The organism is Xanthomonas sacchari, from assembly GCF_024266585.1.
GTDB lineage: Bacteria > Pseudomonadota > Gammaproteobacteria > Xanthomonadales > Xanthomonadaceae > Xanthomonas_A > Xanthomonas_A sacchari_C.
This window is the reverse complement of record NZ_CP100647.1, coordinates 2,956,110-2,971,643: the sequence shown is the minus strand read 5'-3', so window position 1 is coordinate 2,971,643 and position 15,534 is coordinate 2,956,110. Positions and strand designations below refer to the sequence as shown.

9 protein-coding genes and 1 tRNA gene are annotated in these 15,534 nt (G+C 70.7%); 9 read left to right on the top strand and 1 reads right to left on the bottom strand.

Annotation, left to right across the window (positions count from 1 at the left end):
* Window positions 1-83 precede the first annotated feature (83 nt).
* The 7 genes from NKJ47_RS12285 (at window position 84) to folE2 (ending at window position 13,232) form a co-directional block, all read left to right on the top strand.
* Window positions 84-2,021 (top strand): sialate O-acetylesterase, encoded by a 1,938-nt coding sequence (locus NKJ47_RS12285; RefSeq protein ID WP_254458173.1) that lies wholly within the window; start codon window positions 84-86, stop codon window positions 2,019-2,021.
* Window positions 2,022-2,038: 17 nt separating this feature from the next.
* Window positions 2,039-3,730, top strand: a complete 1,692-nt coding sequence (locus tag NKJ47_RS12280; protein ID WP_254458172.1) for a DUF5597 domain-containing protein — start codon at window positions 2,039-2,041, stop codon at window positions 3,728-3,730.
* A 52-nt stretch (window positions 3,731-3,782) separates the two neighbouring features.
* On the top strand, window positions 3,783-6,671 hold the full coding sequence (locus NKJ47_RS12275; protein WP_254458171.1) for a TIM-barrel domain-containing protein: 2,889 nt from the start codon (window positions 3,783-3,785) through the stop codon (window positions 6,669-6,671).
* Between the two features lie 702 nt (window positions 6,672-7,373).
* Window positions 7,374-8,867, top strand: a complete 1,494-nt coding sequence (xylB, locus tag NKJ47_RS12270; protein ID WP_254458170.1) for a xylulokinase — start codon at window positions 7,374-7,376, stop codon at window positions 8,865-8,867.
* A 34-nt stretch (window positions 8,868-8,901) separates the two neighbouring features.
* Window positions 8,902-10,242 carry a xylose isomerase gene (gene xylA, locus NKJ47_RS12265; RefSeq protein WP_254458169.1) on the top strand — a complete coding sequence of 447 codons (1,341 nt, stop codon included), beginning with the start codon at window positions 8,902-8,904 and terminating at the stop codon, window positions 10,240-10,242.
* Window positions 10,243-10,330: 88 nt separating this feature from the next.
* A complete protein-coding gene (locus NKJ47_RS12260) occupies window positions 10,331-11,758 on the top strand; it encodes a sugar porter family MFS transporter (RefSeq protein WP_254458168.1) in 1,428 nt (475 codons plus the stop codon).
* A gap of 544 nt (window positions 11,759-12,302) precedes the next feature.
* Complete coding sequence (gene folE2 / locus NKJ47_RS12255; RefSeq protein WP_254458167.1) at window positions 12,303-13,232, top strand: GTP cyclohydrolase FolE2; 930 nt, start codon at window positions 12,303-12,305, stop codon at window positions 13,230-13,232.
* Window positions 13,233-13,496: 264 nt separating this feature from the next.
* Here folE2 and NKJ47_RS12250 read toward each other — a convergent pair.
* A tRNA-Glu gene (locus NKJ47_RS12250) sits at window positions 13,497-13,571 on the bottom strand.
* Between the two features lie 30 nt (window positions 13,572-13,601).
* On the opposite strand from NKJ47_RS12250, the gene pcnB reads away from it, so the two are divergent.
* Window positions 13,602-15,020, top strand: coding sequence for a polynucleotide adenylyltransferase PcnB (gene pcnB / locus NKJ47_RS12245; RefSeq protein ID WP_254461413.1), 1,419 nt, complete (start codon window positions 13,602-13,604; stop codon window positions 15,018-15,020).
* Entirely contained in the window at window positions 15,017-15,526 is a 510-nt protein-coding gene (gene folK / locus NKJ47_RS12240) for a 2-amino-4-hydroxy-6-hydroxymethyldihydropteridine diphosphokinase (RefSeq protein ID WP_254458166.1), read from the top strand. The genes pcnB and folK overlap by 4 nt, the downstream gene beginning before the upstream one ends.
* The last annotated feature ends 8 nt before the right edge of the window (window positions 15,527-15,534 follow it).

The following is a 15,534-nucleotide window of genomic DNA, read 5'->3' as shown; positions in this document are numbered from 1 at the left end:
CCGCGCCGCGTCCGGCACCCGGTCCGCTTGCGGCGAGGCAGGCGGACCGCGTACCGGCCCTTCCCCCGACGCAGGATCCGCTCATGGCCGTCCCCTTGTTCCCCACCGTTCGCCGCCTGGCCCTGCTGGCCCTGGCGAGTGCGTCCTGGCCGGCCGCGGCCGCGCTGGAATTGCCCTTGCTGTTCGACGACGGCGCGGTGCTGCAGCGCGATGCGCCGATTCCGCTGTGGGGCTGGGCCACGCCCGGCGCGCGCATCCAGGCGCGCCTGGACGGGGCCAGCGCCAGCGCGGTCGCCGGTGCCGACGGCCGCTGGCGGTTGCAGTTGCCGGCGCATGCGGCCGGTGGCCCGTACGTGCTGGAGGTGCAGGGCGACGGCAGCCGGCGCCGCATCGGCGACGTGCTGATCGGCGACGTGTGGCTGGCCAGCGGCCAGTCCAACATGGAGTGGCCGCTGGCGCAGGCGCGCGACGGCGCGCGCGAGGTGGCGGCGGCGATCGATCCGCAGCTGCGCAATTTCAAGGTGCCCAAGGCGTGGGCGGCGCAGCCGCAGCCGCGTCTGCCCGGGGGCAATTGGGTCGCGGCGACGCCGGCCACCGCCGGCGCGTTCTCGGCGGTGGCGTATTTCTTCGCGCGCGACCTGCGCCAGCACACCGGCGTGCCGATCGGCATCATCGACAGCAGCTGGGGTGGCAGCGCGATCGAGGCGTGGATGGACGCGGCCTCGCCCGGCGTGGACGCGGCGCAGCTGCGCACGCGCATCGCGCAGATGCAGGCCAAGGACGCGCAGGACCTGGGCGAGACCCGGCGGCGCCTGGCGCGCTGGCCGCAGCCGGCCGCGGCGGAGGCGGATGCAGGCTGGGCCGCCGCCGATCTGGACGACCGCGACTGGGACCGCCAGCCGCTGCCGGGGCTGTGGGAGCAGCACGGCTATGTCGGCATGGACGGCGTCGCCTGGTACCGCAGCAGCTTCACCCTGAGCGCGGCCGAAGCCAAGGCCGGCGCGGTCCTGGGCATCGGGCCGGCCGACGATGCCGACACCACCTATGTCAACGGCGTGGAAGTCGGCCATACCGAAGGGCGCTACACCGAGCCGCGCCGCTACCGTGTGCCGCCGTCGGCATTGCGTGCCGGGGCCAACCACATCGCGATCCGGATCGTGGATACCGGCGGCTTCGGCGGCATTTCCGGCGATGCGGCAGCGTTCTTCGTGCAGCCCGACGGCGCCCAGCCGCGCGCGCTGGCCGGCGACTGGCGGTTCCGCCCGGGCAAGGTCACGCTGGCCGCCAACGACGACAAGAACCAGGTCCCGACGCTGCTGTACAACGCGATGATCCATCCCTTGCAGCCGTTCCCGGTCAAGGGCGTGATCTGGTACCAGGGCGAGAGCAACGCCTACCCGTACGGCGCGCTGCGCTACCGCGAGCAGTTCGCCTCGTTGATCGGGCGCTGGCGGCAGGAGCGTGGACAGCCGCAACTGCCATTCCTGTGGGTGCAACTGGCCAACTGGAAGGCCGGCAACGACCAGGGCGACCTCAGCCCGTGGGCGCAGCTGCGCGAATCGCAGACCAGGACGCTGGCGCTGCCGGCGACCGGGCAGGCGGTGACCATCGACATCGGCATGCCGGACAACATCCATCCGACCAACAAGCAGGACGTGGGGCATCGCCTGGCGCTGGTCGCGCGGCACGTGGCCTATGGCGAAACCCTAGTCTACAGCGCGCCGGTGTTCGCGCGCGCCACGTTCGCCGACGGCCAGGCGCGGGTGGTGTTCGACATGATGGGCAGCAATCTGGCGGTCCGCGGCGGCGGCAATACGCTGCGCGGTTTCGCCCTGGCCGGTGCCGATCGTCGTTTCCACCCGGCGCAGGCGCGCATCGAGGGCGACCAGGTGGTGGTCCGCAGCGACGAGGTGCCGCAGCCGCAGGCGCTGCGCTACGCCTGGAGCGAGAACCCCGAGGACGCCAACCTGGTCAACCGCGAACAGTTGCCGGTGGGCCCGTTCCGCACCGACAGCTGGTGAGGCAGGGCACGCGCCGCATGCGAGGAATCGGGTCTCCGCCACGCGCGTCGCGCCGCCGCTGGCGGCTGCCGTGCCTGCTGTCGCTGCTGCTGGCCGCCTGCCAGGCTGCGCCGGATGCGCCGCCGGCTCCGGCGCGCGCGGGCGCCGCTAACGCCGCGCCCTCGGCGCCGGTAGGGGCGCCGATCCCGCGCCTGGTCAGCAGCGACGGCCGCCACGCGCTGCTGGTCGACGGCGCGCCGTTCCTGATCCTGGGCGCGCAGGTCAACAACTCCAGCAACTATCCGGCGGCGCTGGCGCAGGTGTGGCCGGCGATCCGCGCACTGGGGCCGAACACGGTGCAGGTGCCGATCGCCTGGGAGCAGGTGGAGCCGGAAGAAGGCCGTTTCGATTTCTCCTTCGTCGACACTCTGTTGGCGCAGGCGCGCACGCAGCGGGTGCGGCTGGTGCTGCTGTGGTTCGGCACCTGGAAGAACAACGGTCCCAACTACGCGCCGCACTGGGTCAAGACCGACGATGCGCGTTTTCCGCGCGTGGTCGCCCGCGACGGGCGGCGCCTGGGTTCACTGTCGCCGCTGGCGCCGGCCACGCTGGAGGCCGACCGCACCGCCTTCGTCGCGCTGATGCGGCATCTGCGCCAGGCCGACCCGCAGCGCACCGTGATCCTGGTGCAGGCGGAGAACGAACCGGGCACCTACGGCAGCGTGCGCGACTTCTCGCCGATGGCGCAGCGCGTGTTCGACGGCCCGGTGCCGCCAGCCCTGCTGCAGCGGCTCGGCAAGCCGCCGGGCAGCTGGGCGCAGGTGTTCGGCGCCGATGCCGACGAGATCTTCCACGCCTGGCACATCGCGCGCTTCATCGACCGCCTCGCCGAGGCCGGCAAGGCCGCGTATCCCTTGCCGATCTACGTCAACGCGGCGCTGCGCGGCCCGTTCAATCCCGGCCAGCCGGGGCAGTACGCCAGCGGTGGCCCCACCGACAACATGCTGGATGTCTGGAAGGCGGCGGCGCCGCACATCGACCTGCTGGCGCCGGACATCTACATGCCCGAGTACCTGCTGTACACCACGGTGCTGCAGCGCTACGCGCGAGCGGACAACGCGCTGTTCGTCGCCGAGACCGGCAACCGCCCCGAGTACGCGCGCTACCTGTATCCGGCGCTGGGCCACGACGGCATCGGCTGGTCGACCTTCGGCATCGACTACAGCGGCTACTCCAACTATCCGCTCGGCGCCAAGCGCGTGGACGCGCAGGCGCTGGCGCCGTTCGCGCTGGGCTACCGCGCGGTGGGCATGGGCATGCGCGTGTTCGCCAAGGCCGCGGCCGCGGGCAAGTTGCACGGTACCGCCGAGGCGCCGGGGCAGGCGGTGCAGGAGCTGCCGCTCAACGCGCGCTGGCGCGCCACCGTCACCTATGGCGTGCCGCAGTTCTGGTTCCAGGGCGAGCCGCCCGGCAATCCCACGCCGATCGGCGCGGCACTGATCGCCGAGCTCGGTCCGGACACCTTCCTGGTCACCGCCCAGCACGCGCGGGTGACCCTGCATCCGGCTAGCGCGGCGACCGCCAACATGCTCTACGACCGGGTCGAGGAGGGCGTCTACGAGGGCGAACACTGGCGGTTCCGCCGCAACTGGAACGGCGACCAGACCGATTACGGCCTGAATTTTTCCGACGTGCCGCAGTTGCTGCGCGTCACGCTGGCGACCTACTGACGACGCGGCGGCGCTCACGGCGCCGCGCTGCGCGACCATCCAAGGAGTGAACATGCACAACGCGAACCGTCACCTGCCGCCCTCGTTGCGTCGCCTGTTGCTGCTGGCGCTGGCGCTGGCGCTTGTCGCGTGGTCCGCCGCCGCGCAGCAGGTGACCCGCGATGCCGACGGCGTCACCGTGCGTCCCAGCGCCAAGGGGGCGGCGCCGGTGCGCCTGCAGGTGATCGACCGCGGCATCGTCCGGGTCAGCGCCGATCCGGCTGGCGCGTTCCAGCGCACGCCGAGCCTGATGCGGGTGCCGGTGCAGGGCGACACCGCCTTCGCGCTGGAACGACACGGCGAGACGGTGCAGCTCAAGACCGCCAGGCTGACCGCGCAGGTCTCCACCGTCGATGGTCATGTCGGCTTCGCCGATGCGCAGGGCACGCCATTGCTGGCGGAAGTGGCGGGCGGGCGCAGCTTCACGCCGCTGCAGGTCGAAGGACGCTCCTACCTGAGCGTGCGCCAGCGCTTCGTCTCGCCGCCCGACGAAGCGTTCTATGGGTTCGGGCAGCACCAGCAGGGCTGGATGAACCAGAAGGGCCACAACATCGAACTGCTGCAGAGCAATCTCGACATGGCGGTGCCGTACCTGGTGTCCAGCCGCAACTACGGCATCCTCTGGGACAACAACGCGATCACCCGCTTCGGCGATCCGCGCGGGCTGCAGCCGCTGCCGGCAACGCTGCGCCTGTACGACGCGTACGGCACGCCGGGCGCGCTCACCGCGCACTACGCGATCGACGGCAAGCCGGTGCTGGAACGCCGCGAATCCGAGATCGACTACCAATACATCAAGGACCTGGCCACGTATCCGGCCCAGGCCAAGCCCGGCGACAAGCGCCGCATGCAGGTGCGCTGGGAAGGCCAGATCGAGGCCGCGCGCGGCGGCACGCACACCTTTTCGCTGTATGCCAGCGAGTACGCCAGGCTGTGGGTCGACGGCAAGCTGCTGATCGACCGCTGGCGGCAGAACTGGAATCCCTGGCATCACGAGTTCGCGCTGCAGCTCCAGCCCGGCCAGCGGCATACCCTCAAGGTCGAGTGGGACCTGATCGACCCCAGCTACATCGCGCTGCTGCATCGCGATCCGCTGCCGGCGGCCGAGGCCGGCGACCTGTCGTTGTGGTCCGAAGCGGGGCAGATGATCGACTACTACGTGGTTGCCGGCGACAACGCCGACCAGGTCATCGCCGGCTACCGGCAACTGACCGGAAAGGCGGTGCTGCTGCCGAAGTGGGCCTACGGTTTCTGGCAGAGCCGCGAGCGCTACAAGACCCAGGACGAACTGCTCGGCGCGCTGGCCGAGTACCGCCGGCGCCAGTTGCCGATCGACAACATCGTGCTCGACTGGTCGTACTGGCCGGAGAACGCCTGGGGCTCGCATGATTTCGATCGCAGCCGTTTCCCCGATCCGGACGGCATGGTCAAGGCGGTGCACGCCAGCCATGCGCAACTGATGATCTCGGTCTGGCCGAAGTTCTATCCGAGCACCGCCCACTACAAGGAACTGGACGCGGCCGGACACATCTACCGGCGCAACGTCGCCGTGGGCGAACTGGACTGGATCGGCAAGGGCTACACCAACGCGTTCTACGACCCGTATGCGGCCGACGCGCAGGCGATCTACTGGCGGCAGATCGACGAAAAACTCAACCGCAAGGGCATCGATGCCTGGTGGCTGGATGCCGACGAGCCCGACGTGCATTCCAACCTGGACATCGCCGAGCGCAAGGCACGCACCACGCCGACCGCGCTGGGGCCGTCCACCGAATTCTTCAACGCCTATCCGTTGCCGCATACCCACGGCGTCTATGCCGGCGATCGTGCCGCCGACGGCAAGCGCGTGTTCATCCTCTCGCGTAAGGGCTATGCCGGCATCCAGCGCAACGCCGTGGCGGTGTGGAGCGGCGACATCGCCTCGCGCTGGGAGGACATGCGCGAGCAGATCTCCGCCGGCGTCAACCTGTCGATGTCGGGCCTGCCGAACTGGACCTTCGACATCGGCGGCTTTGCCGTGGAGAAGCGCTACGAGACCCAGGACCCGGCGCACCTGCCGGAATGGCGCGAACTCAACACACGCTGGTTCCAGTTCGGCGCGTTCGTGCCGCTGTTCCGCTCGCACGGCCAGTTCCCGTACCGCGAGATCTGGAACATCGCGCCGGAGGGCACGCCGTACTACGCCAGCATGGCGTACTACAGCCGCCTGCGCTACGCGCTGCTGCCGTACATCTACACGCTCGCCGGCGACACCTATCACCGCGACGGGGTGATCCTGCGCGGCCTACCGATGGACTTCCCGCACGATCCCAAGGTCGCCGACATCGACGACGAGTACCTGTTCGGGCCGGCGTTCCTGGTCGCACCGGTGACCCGCTTCGGCGCGACCTCACGCCCGGTGTACCTGCCGGCGGGGACCGAGTGGATCGACTTCAACAGCGGCGTGCGCCACGCCGGCGGCCAGACCATCGAGGCGCCCGCGCCGCTGCAGCGCATGCCGCTGTTCGTGCGCGCCGGCGCCATCGTGCCGATGACCCGCGTGCAGCAGTACGTCGACGAAACGCCGGAGGCGCCGCTGACCGTGGTGGTCTACACCGGCGCCGACGGTCGTTTCTCGCTGTACGAGGACGACGGCACCGGCTACGGCTACGAGAAGGGCGAATTCAGCCGCATTCCGCTGCAGTGGGACCAGGCGCGGGGCGTGCTGCGCATCGGTGCCCGCGAAGGCCGCTGGCCGGGCATGCAGGAACGGCGCACCATCCACGTGCGCTTCGTCGACGGCCCGCGCAAGGACGCCGGTGCACTGGAACCCGAGGCGGACGCCAGCGTGGAGTACCGCGGACAGCCCTTGCGGGTGCCACGCAAGGGCAGCGGCCATGCCGCCGTGGTAGGGGCGGGATGAGCCTGGCGCGAGGCGTCGTCACCCCCGGTCGCCGCATGCTGGCGATCGTGGCGTGCTGCGTGGGTTGGCGATGCAACGAAGCGCATGCGCGACCGCAACCGCGTCATCGCTGCGAGCGCAGAGAAGCAGGCAGCCGTGGCGCATTCAGCCTCTCTCCCACCGGGAGAGGGGTTGGGGTGAGGGTGCGGCGCGAAGCGCTGACGCCATCAACCGGCACAGGTCCTCACTGCGCGCCGACTCTGCCCGCACCCTCATCCGCCCCATCGGGGCACCTTCTCCCGGTGGGAGAAGGGATGCATGTTCGACCGTGCTCCGGCGCACTATGCGCACGCTTTGCGCATGTGCTTTGCGCAGTGCATCAAAACGGTGGCGTGTGTGGATCCGCGCGGCATGCATGTGCGGCCAGCTCCGCGCTGCGCACAGCGCGTGCAATCTGTACATCCACGACGGCCAACCCCGCCAGGATGGCGTATTGCTACCTTCATCGCGCGCTATGTTTGACTGCCGGCAAACGGCCTCCGCCGTACAACTGCAGCGCCGCGCGCGCGGCGCTGGCCGGCTGCGAGAACGGCCAGCATCATGCGCGGCGGAGCAGCGCGCACAAGCGCACTACACTGCGTCCCTGGCGCGCTGCCCGGTGCGCCGATCTTTTTCTGGAGCGACGATGGACTTGGCGGTACGCACGATATGGCGGGTAGGGCAATGAGTTTGTACATCGGCCTGGACGTGGGCACGCAGAGCGTCAAGTTGCTCGCCTACGATGCCGACAGCCGGCAGGTGGTGGCCACCCACGGCCATGCGCTGGAGCTGATCAGCCGCGACGACGGCACCCGCGAGCAGCAGGCGCAGTGGTGGATCGACGGCATCGTCGCCTGCTTCGCCGCATTGAGCGCCGCGCAGCGGGCGCAGGTGCGGGCGATCGCGGTGTCCGGGCAGCAGCACGGCTTCGTGCCGCTGGACGCGCAGGGCCAGGTCACCGCGCCGGTCAAGCTGTGGTGCGACACCAGCACCCAACGCGAGTGCGAGGAGATCATGGATGCGGTCGGCGGCGCGCAGCGCTGCGTGGAACTGGCCGGCAACCCGATCCTGGCCGGCTACACCGCTTCCAAGCTGCCGTGGACGCGCAAGCATCGCCCCGAGGCCTATGCCGCAATGACCTCGGTGCTGCTGCCGCACGACTACGTCAATTTCTGGCTCACCGGCGAGCGCTACACCGAGGTCGGCGATGCCTCCGGCAGCGGTTGGCTGGACGTGCGCACCCGGCAGTGGTCGGCGCCGCTGCTGCAGGCGATCGACCCGCAGCGCGACCTGGCCGCGGCGTTGCCGCCGCTGGTGCCGACCGAGACCAGCTTCGCCCTGTCCGCCGCGGCGGCGCAGACGCTGGGCCTGCCGCGCGAGGTGCGCGTGGCCACCGGCGGCGGCGACAACATGATGGCCGCGATCGGTACCGGCAACGTGGTGCCCGGGCGGCTGAGCATGAGCCTGGGCACCTCGGGCACGCTGTTCGCCTATGCCGAGCGCCCGGTGGTGGACGCACAGGCGCGCTGGGCCGCGTTCTGCTCTTCCAGCGGCGGCTGGTTGCCGCTGATCTGCACGATGAACTGCACCGTCGCCACCGAGACCATCGCGCGCCTGTTCGGCATCCGGACCGGGCAAGGCGAAGAGTTGCTCGCCGCCACCGAACCCGGCGCCGGCGGGCTGGTGCTGCTGCCGTTCTTCAACGGCGAGCGCACACCGGACCTGCCGGCCGCGCGCGGCTGCCTGACCGGCATGGACCTGCACAACACCACGCCGGCGCACTTCTATCGTGCGGCGATGGAAGGGGCCAGCTACAGCCTGCGCAACGGCTTCGACGCCTTCGTCGACGCCGGCCTGCAGTTCGATGCCATCTCCCTCACCGGCGGCGGCGGCAACAGCGCCGGCTGGCGCCAGCTCATCGCCGACCTGTTCGGGCTGCCGGTGCACGTGCCGGCGCAGGCCGAGGGCGCGGCGTTCGGCGCCGCGCTGCAGGCGCTGTGGGCCGATGGCTGGGCGCAGGGCGAGCGCGCCAGCCTGGCCGAGGTGGTGCTGCGGCACCAGCAGGACGACCCGGCGCGGTCCGCGCAGCCTGATGCGCAGCGCGGCGCGCAATACCAGGCGCACTACCAGAGCTTCCGCCGGCATCTGCAGGCCATCGGCCCGCTGTACGCCGCGTGATTCCCTTTCCCCCGCAACGCACCAGGACTTCGTGATGAGCACTTCCGTCTACACCGGCGCCAAGGAATACTTCCCGGGCATCGGCCGCATTCCGTTCGAAGGCAAGGCCTCGGACAATCCGCTGGCGTTCAAGGTCTACGACGCCGGCAAGCGCATCGGCGACAAGACCATGGGCGAGCACCTGCGCTTCGCCGTGGCCTATTGGCACAGCTTCTGCGGCAACGGCGCCGATCCGTTCGGCCCGGGCACGCGCGCCTATCCCTGGGACGCCGGCAGCGATGCGCTGGGCCGCGCCGAGGCCAAGGCCGATGCCGCGTTCGAGTTCTTCACCAAGCTCGGCGTGCCGTACTACTGCTTCCACGACGTGGACCTGGCGCCGGACGCCGAGGACATCGGCCAGTACGAAAAGAACCTCAAGCACATGGTCGGCATCGCCAGGCAGCGCCAGGCCGACACCGGGGTCAAGCTGCTGTGGGGCACCGCCAACCTGTTCTCGCACCCGCGCTACATGAACGGCGCGGCGACCAACCCGGACTTCGACGTGGTCGCGCGCGCGGCGGTGCAGGTCAAGGCCGCGCTGGAGGCGACCGTGGAACTGGGCGGCGAGAACTACGTGTTCTGGGGCGGCCGCGAGGGCTACGCCTGCCTGCACAACACGCAGATGCGGCGCGAGCAGGAGCACCTGGCGCGGTTCCTGACCCTGGCCCGCGACTACGGGCGCAGCATCGGCTTCAAGGGCAACTTCCTGATCGAGCCCAAGCCGATGGAGCCGATGAAGCACCAGTACGACTTCGACAGCGCCACCGTGGTCGGCTTCCTGCGCCAGCACGGTCTGGACCAGGACTTCAAGCTCAACATCGAGGCCAACCACGCCACGTTGTCCGGGCACAGCTTCGAGCACGACCTGCAGGTGGCCAGCGACGCCGGCCTGCTCGGCAGCATCGACGCCAACCGCGGCAATCCGCAGAACGGCTGGGACACCGACCAGTTCCCGGTCGACCTGTACGACACCGTGGGCGCGATGCTGGTGGTGCTGCGGCAGGGCGGGCTGGCCCCGGGCGGGCTCAACTTCGACGCCAAGGTGCGCCGCGAGTCGTCCGATCCGCAGGACCTGTTCATCGCCCACATCGGCGGCATGGACGCGTTCGCGCGCGGCCTGGAAGTGGCGCATGCGCTGCTCACCGCCTCGCCGCTGGAGCAATGGCGCCGCGAGCGCTACGCCAGCTTCGACAGCGGCGCCGGTGCGGCCTTCGCCACCGGCAAGAGCACGCTGGCGGATTTGGTCGCGCACGCCGCGCAGGCCGGCGAGCCGACCCAGCGCAGCGGCCGCCAGGAAGCCTACGAGAACCTGATCAACCAGTACCTGCTGCGCTGAAATCGATGCGCGGCGGCGCGCTTGCCGTCGTCGCGCACGCGCTTTCTGCCCGCCGGCCGTCTCCCCTTGCACGCCACCAGGTGAACCCATGTCCAGTGTTCCGATCGATCGCCACGCCGACGCCGGCGAGAACACCCGCCTCATCATCCTGATCAGCTGCGTCGCCACCATCGGCGGCTTCCTGTTCGGCTTCGACAGCGGCGTCATCAACGGCACCGTGGACGGCCTCAAGGAGACCTTCCAGTCCAGTTCCGCCGGCACCGGCTTCGAGGTCGCCTCGATGCTGCTGGGCTGTGCGGTCGGCGCGTTCCTGGCCGGCTCGCTGGCCGATCGCTGGGGCCGGCGCACGGTGCTGATCGTGTCGGCGGCGCTGTTCCTGGTGTCGGCACTGGGCGCCGGCGCGGCGCACACCTCGGGGGTGTTCGTGCTGGCGCGGATGATGGGCGGTTTCGCGGTGGGCGCGGCCAGCGTGATGTCGCCGGCCTACATCGCCGAGGTCGCCTCGGCGCGCTACCGCGGGCGCCTGGCCACGGTGCAGCAGATCGCCATCATCGGCGGCCTGTTCTGCGCCTTCCTCAGCAACTACCTGCTGGCCAAGGCCGCCGGCACCTCCACCGAGGCGCTGTGGCTCGGGCAGCCGGCCTGGCGCTGGATGTTCTGGATGCAGGCGCTGCCGTCGGCGGCGTTCCTGCTGCTGTTGCTGGCGATTCCCGAGAGCCCGCGCTTCCTGGTGGTGAAGGGCCGCCGCGAGCAGGCGCTGGCGGTGCTGACCCGGCTGTACGGCGCGCGCGCGGCGCAGACCAAGCTGACCGAGATTTCCGCCTCGCTGTCGGCCGACCAGCACAAGCCGCGCCTGTCCGACCTGGTCAGCCAGGTCACCGGCAAGATCCGCCCGATCGTGTGGATCGGCATCGGCCTGGCCACCTTCCAGCAACTGGTCGGCATCAACGTGGTGTTCTACTACGGCGCGGTGCTGTGGCAGGCGGTGGGGTTCTCCGAAAGCGACGCGTTGCTGACCAACGTGCTGTCCGGCGCGCTGAGCATCGGCGCCTGCCTGATCACCGTGGTGCTGATCGACCGGGTCGGGCGCAAGCCGCTGTTGTGGATCGGCTCGGCCGGCATGGCGGTGTCGCTGGCGCTGGTGACCTTCGCGTTCGCCAGCGCCTCGCTGGATGCGGCCGGCAAGCTGGCGCTGTCGCCGGGCATGGGGCGGCTGGCGCTGATCGCGGCCAACGTCTACGTGATCTTCTTCAACATGTCCTGGGGCCCGGTGATGTGGGTGATGCTGGGCGAGATGTTCCCCAACCAGATCCGCGGCTCCGGGCTGGCGGTGGCCGGCGCGGCGCAGTGGATGTCCAACTTCGCCATCACCGTGACCTTCCCGATCCTGCTCGGCAGCATCGGCCTGGCCGGCGCCTACGGCATCTACACCGTGGCCGCGTTCCTGTCGGTGTTCTTCGTGCTGCGCTACGTCTACGAGACCAAGGGCAAGGAACTGGAGCAGATGCAGGGCTGAGGCGGAGGCCGGCGCGCGCAGGGCGCACCGGCATCGTCGGATGCGGCGCGGCGCGGCGCGGCGCGCGCGCGCCGTGCCCGGCGCACTGCCATTGCAGGTCGCGGCTGGAGGCGAGCATGTCCAGGCTGCCCCAACTGGACACGGCGTCCCCGCCAGGGCCGGCACGGGGCCGTCGCGATGCAGGTTGTCGTCGCCGAGCAGCACATCGTAGCTGCCGCACTCAGTTCTGGCACGGCAGACACGGCCGGGCTGAAGAAGGCCACCGGGCTGTCGCCGGCCTGCGGCACGCGGGCGAGCGCGCCAGCCTAGGTCGGCGTCGCCGCACTGCCGCCGCGTAGACGTCGCCGCTGATCTCGGCCCCCACCGTCGTGCGCTCTGCAGGACGCGGACGCTGCTGTCGTCGGGGCCGTTGAGGCTGACATCGGGCACCGCACGCGTGCCGTGGAGTGGCGATGGCTCGATATGTTACTTTATAACAATTGAGGCTTTTCCCACCGCCTTCTCCTCGCTCCTTTGCCGCCTTGCCCATCCGATGAACCTGCCGATGCCCCCGCCGTTGCCCGATGTCGCCACCGATGAACCCTCGCAGATCGCCGCCCCGCTGAACTGGGTCGGCATGGACGGCATCGCGTTGCCGCTGTGCCTGGAGACGGGGGAGGGTGGGATGCCGGCAGCGGTGCCGGCGCAGGCCGCGCTCGCCGTGGACCTGCCGTCGGCGCAGGTCAAGGGCATCCACATGTCGCGGCTGTACCGCCTCCTCGACGACTGCGCGCAGCAGCCGCTGTCGCCGTCGCGGCTGTCGCAGTTGCTGCGGGCGATGGTGCACAGCCACGCCGACTGCGCCTCGACCGCGGCACGGGTGTCGCTGCGCCTGGAACTGCTGCGCCGCAGTCCGGCGCTGCGCAGTCCGGGCCTGGCCGGATGGCGGGCGTATCCGCTGCGGATCGACGCCGAGCTGCGCGGCGACGTGGTCCGCCTGGGGCTTGGCGTGGATCTGCTGTACTCCTCGACCTGTCCCTGCTCGGCGGCGTTGGCACGGCAACTGCTCAGCGAGGCCTTCGTGCAGCAGCACCCGGACGAGGCGTGGCTGCCGCGCGAGGCGGTCGCGGACTGGTTGCTCCAGCACGGCAGCCACGCCACCCCGCATAGCCAGCGCAGCGTCGCCTCGATCCGGATCGGCGTGTCGGCACGCGCAGTGCGTTTCGACCCGGAGGGCGTGATCGCGCTGGCCGAGCAGGCCCTGGCCACGCCGGTGCAGGCGGCGGTGCGGCGCGCCGACGAACAGGCGTTCGCGCGCCGCAACGGCGAGAACCTGATGTACGTGGAGGACGCCGCACGGCGCCTGCAGCAGGCGCTGGGCGCGCGCTACGCCGAGGTGCGCGTGCAGGTGCGGCATCTGGAGAGCCTGCACGCGCACGATGCGGTGGCGGAGACCGCGTCGGCGGCCGGTGCATTGGCCGAGGCCGCCCACTGAGATCCGACGCCAGGCGGCTGCCTGCCGTCGGCCGAACGACTCGGCCCGCGGCGACGGCCTGACGGGCCGCGACCATCCGGGCAGCCTGGCGGCCACGGACTTTTGTGGGGGTGAGGGGGCAAGCCCGCGGCGCATCACATCCGGGGCGGCCGGTGCCTGCGCTCCTGTTTCGACCCACCGCCGCTTGCCTTGCGGGTCCCCAGAACGCAGAAAACCCCGCCATGGCGGGGTTTTTGCGGTGTTGCGCTGCAGGCGAGGCGAGGATGGCGCTCCCTAGGGGACTCGAACCCCTGTTTTAGCCTTGAGAGGGCCACGTCCTAACCACTAGACGAAGGGAGCGTTTGGTCGCGTCGATTGCAGCGCGCTAGTATATGGGTCTCGCCGCCCTTCGGCAATCCCGCAACCCGATACGGAAGCGCCATCATCAATCCGCCAGTTCCATCGCCATTCACCCTGCGCGCGATCCCGCGCGATCAGCACCCCATCTCGCGCAAGGACATCAGCCCCAACGCCCTGCGCGTGCTGTACCGGCTGCGCGAGGCCGGCTTCGGCGCGTACCTGGTCGGCGGCGCGGTCCGCGACCTGCTGGTCCAGGTCCAGCCCAAGGACTTCGACGTCGCCACCGACGCCACCCCCGAGCAGGTCAAGCAGTTGTTCCGCAACTGCCGCCTGATCGGCCGCCGCTTCCGCCTGGCGCACGTGGTCTACGGTCGCGAGATCATCGAGGTCGCCACCTTCCGCGCCAACGTCGACGACGGCAGCGGCGACCGCGAGCTGGACAACGGCCGCCTGGTCCGCGACAACGTCTACGGCAGCATCGAGGACGACGCGGTGCGCCGCGACTTCACCTGCAACGCCTTGTACTACGCCATCGACGACTTCTCGGTGCGCGACTACACCGGCGGCTTCGAGGACGTGCAGGCGCGGCTGATGAAGTTGATCGGCGACCCCGAGCAGCGCTACCGCGAGGACCCGGTGCGCATGCTGCGCGCGGTGCGCCTGGCGGCCAAGCTCGATTTCGAGATCGAGGCCGGCACCGCCGAGCCGATCCCGCGCCTGGCCGGGCTGCTGGCCGAGGCCGCGCCGGCGCGGCTGTTCGAGGAAGTGCTCAAGCTGTTCCTGTCCGGCCACGGCGTGGCCAGCTTCGAGGGCCTGGAACGGCACGGGCTGCTCGCCGCGCTGTTCCCGGAGAGCGCGGCGGCGCTGCGCTCCAACCGCAGCGGCGCGCTGCGGCGGATGCTGATCGAGGGCCTGCGCAACACCGATACCCGCGTCGCCAACGACGAGCCGGTGTCGCCGGCGTTCCTGTTCGCGCTGCTGCTGTGGCCGGCCTACTGCCGCGCGCTGATGACCCTGCAGAAGCAGGGCATGCAGATGGAGGAGGCGCAACGCCGCGCCGCCGACCGGGTGACCCTGCACCAGTTGAGCACCGTGGCGCTGCCGCGGCGCTTCTCGCTGCCGATGCAGGAGATCTGGCTGCTGCAGTCGCGCTTCAGCTCGCGCCAGCGCAAGCGGGTGATGCGCACGCTGTCGCATCCGCGCTTCCGCGCCGCGTTCGATTTCCTGATCGTGCGCCAGTCCGCCTCGGACGAGCATGCGGCCGACATCGCCTACTGGCGCGAGTTGCAGCAGCAGCCCGGCTACGCGCCGCCGCCGCGCGGCTTCGATCCGGAGGTGGACTACGCCGGCGACGAGCTGGCGTTCGCGCCGCCGGCCGACAGCGAAGAGACCCCCAAGCGCCGCCGGCGCCGGCGCCGCCGTCCGGACGCCGCCAGCCCCGTCGAGTGAGCGCCGCGACCCAGGCGCCGGTCCAGGCCTGCATCGGCCTGGGCGGCAACCTCGGCGACGCCCAGGCGACCCTGCGCGCGGCCCTGGCCGCGCTCGACACCTTGCCGCAAACCCGCCTGCTGCGCGCCTCGCAGCTGTACCGCAGCCCGGCCTGGGGCCGCGAGGACCAGCCGGACTTCATCAACGCCGCGGCGCTGGTGGCCACCACGCTGCCGGCGCCGGACCTGCTGCAGGCGCTGCTGGACCTGGAAAGCCGCCACGGCCGCCAGCGCCTGCCCGGCGAGCGCTGGGGCCCGCGCACCCTGGACCTGGACCTGCTGCTGTACGCGCAGGACGTGATCGACCTGCCCGGGTTGCAGGTGCCGCACCCGTTCCTGCACCAGCGCGGCTTCGTGCTGCTGCCGCTGGCCGAGATCGCCGCCGAGGCGGCGATCCCGGGGCATGGAACGGTGCGTGACGCACGCGACCGCATCGAAACCGGCGGGATCGTGCCAATCGGTAGATAATGCTCGGC

Excerpts from the sequence above, each read along its gene's own strand:
- NKJ47_RS12260 (WP_254458168.1), top strand. The coding sequence starts at position 10,331 with ATGTCCAGTGTTCCGATCGATCGCCACGCCGACGCCGGCGAGAACACC.
- xylA (WP_254458169.1), top strand. The coding sequence starts at position 8,902 with ATGAGCACTTCCGTCTACACCGGCGCCAAGGAATACTTCCCGGGCATC.
- NKJ47_RS12280 (WP_254458172.1), top strand. The coding sequence starts at position 2,039 with ATGCGAGGAATCGGGTCTCCGCCACGCGCGTCGCGCCGCCGCTGGCGG.
- NKJ47_RS12275 (WP_254458171.1), top strand. The coding sequence starts at position 3,783 with ATGCACAACGCGAACCGTCACCTGCCGCCCTCGTTGCGTCGCCTGTTG.
- NKJ47_RS12285 (WP_254458173.1), top strand. The coding sequence starts at position 84 with ATGGCCGTCCCCTTGTTCCCCACCGTTCGCCGCCTGGCCCTGCTGGCC.
- xylB (WP_254458170.1), top strand. The coding sequence starts at position 7,374 with ATGAGTTTGTACATCGGCCTGGACGTGGGCACGCAGAGCGTCAAGTTG.
- folE2 (WP_254458167.1), top strand. The coding sequence starts at position 12,303 with ATGCCCCCGCCGTTGCCCGATGTCGCCACCGATGAACCCTCGCAGATC.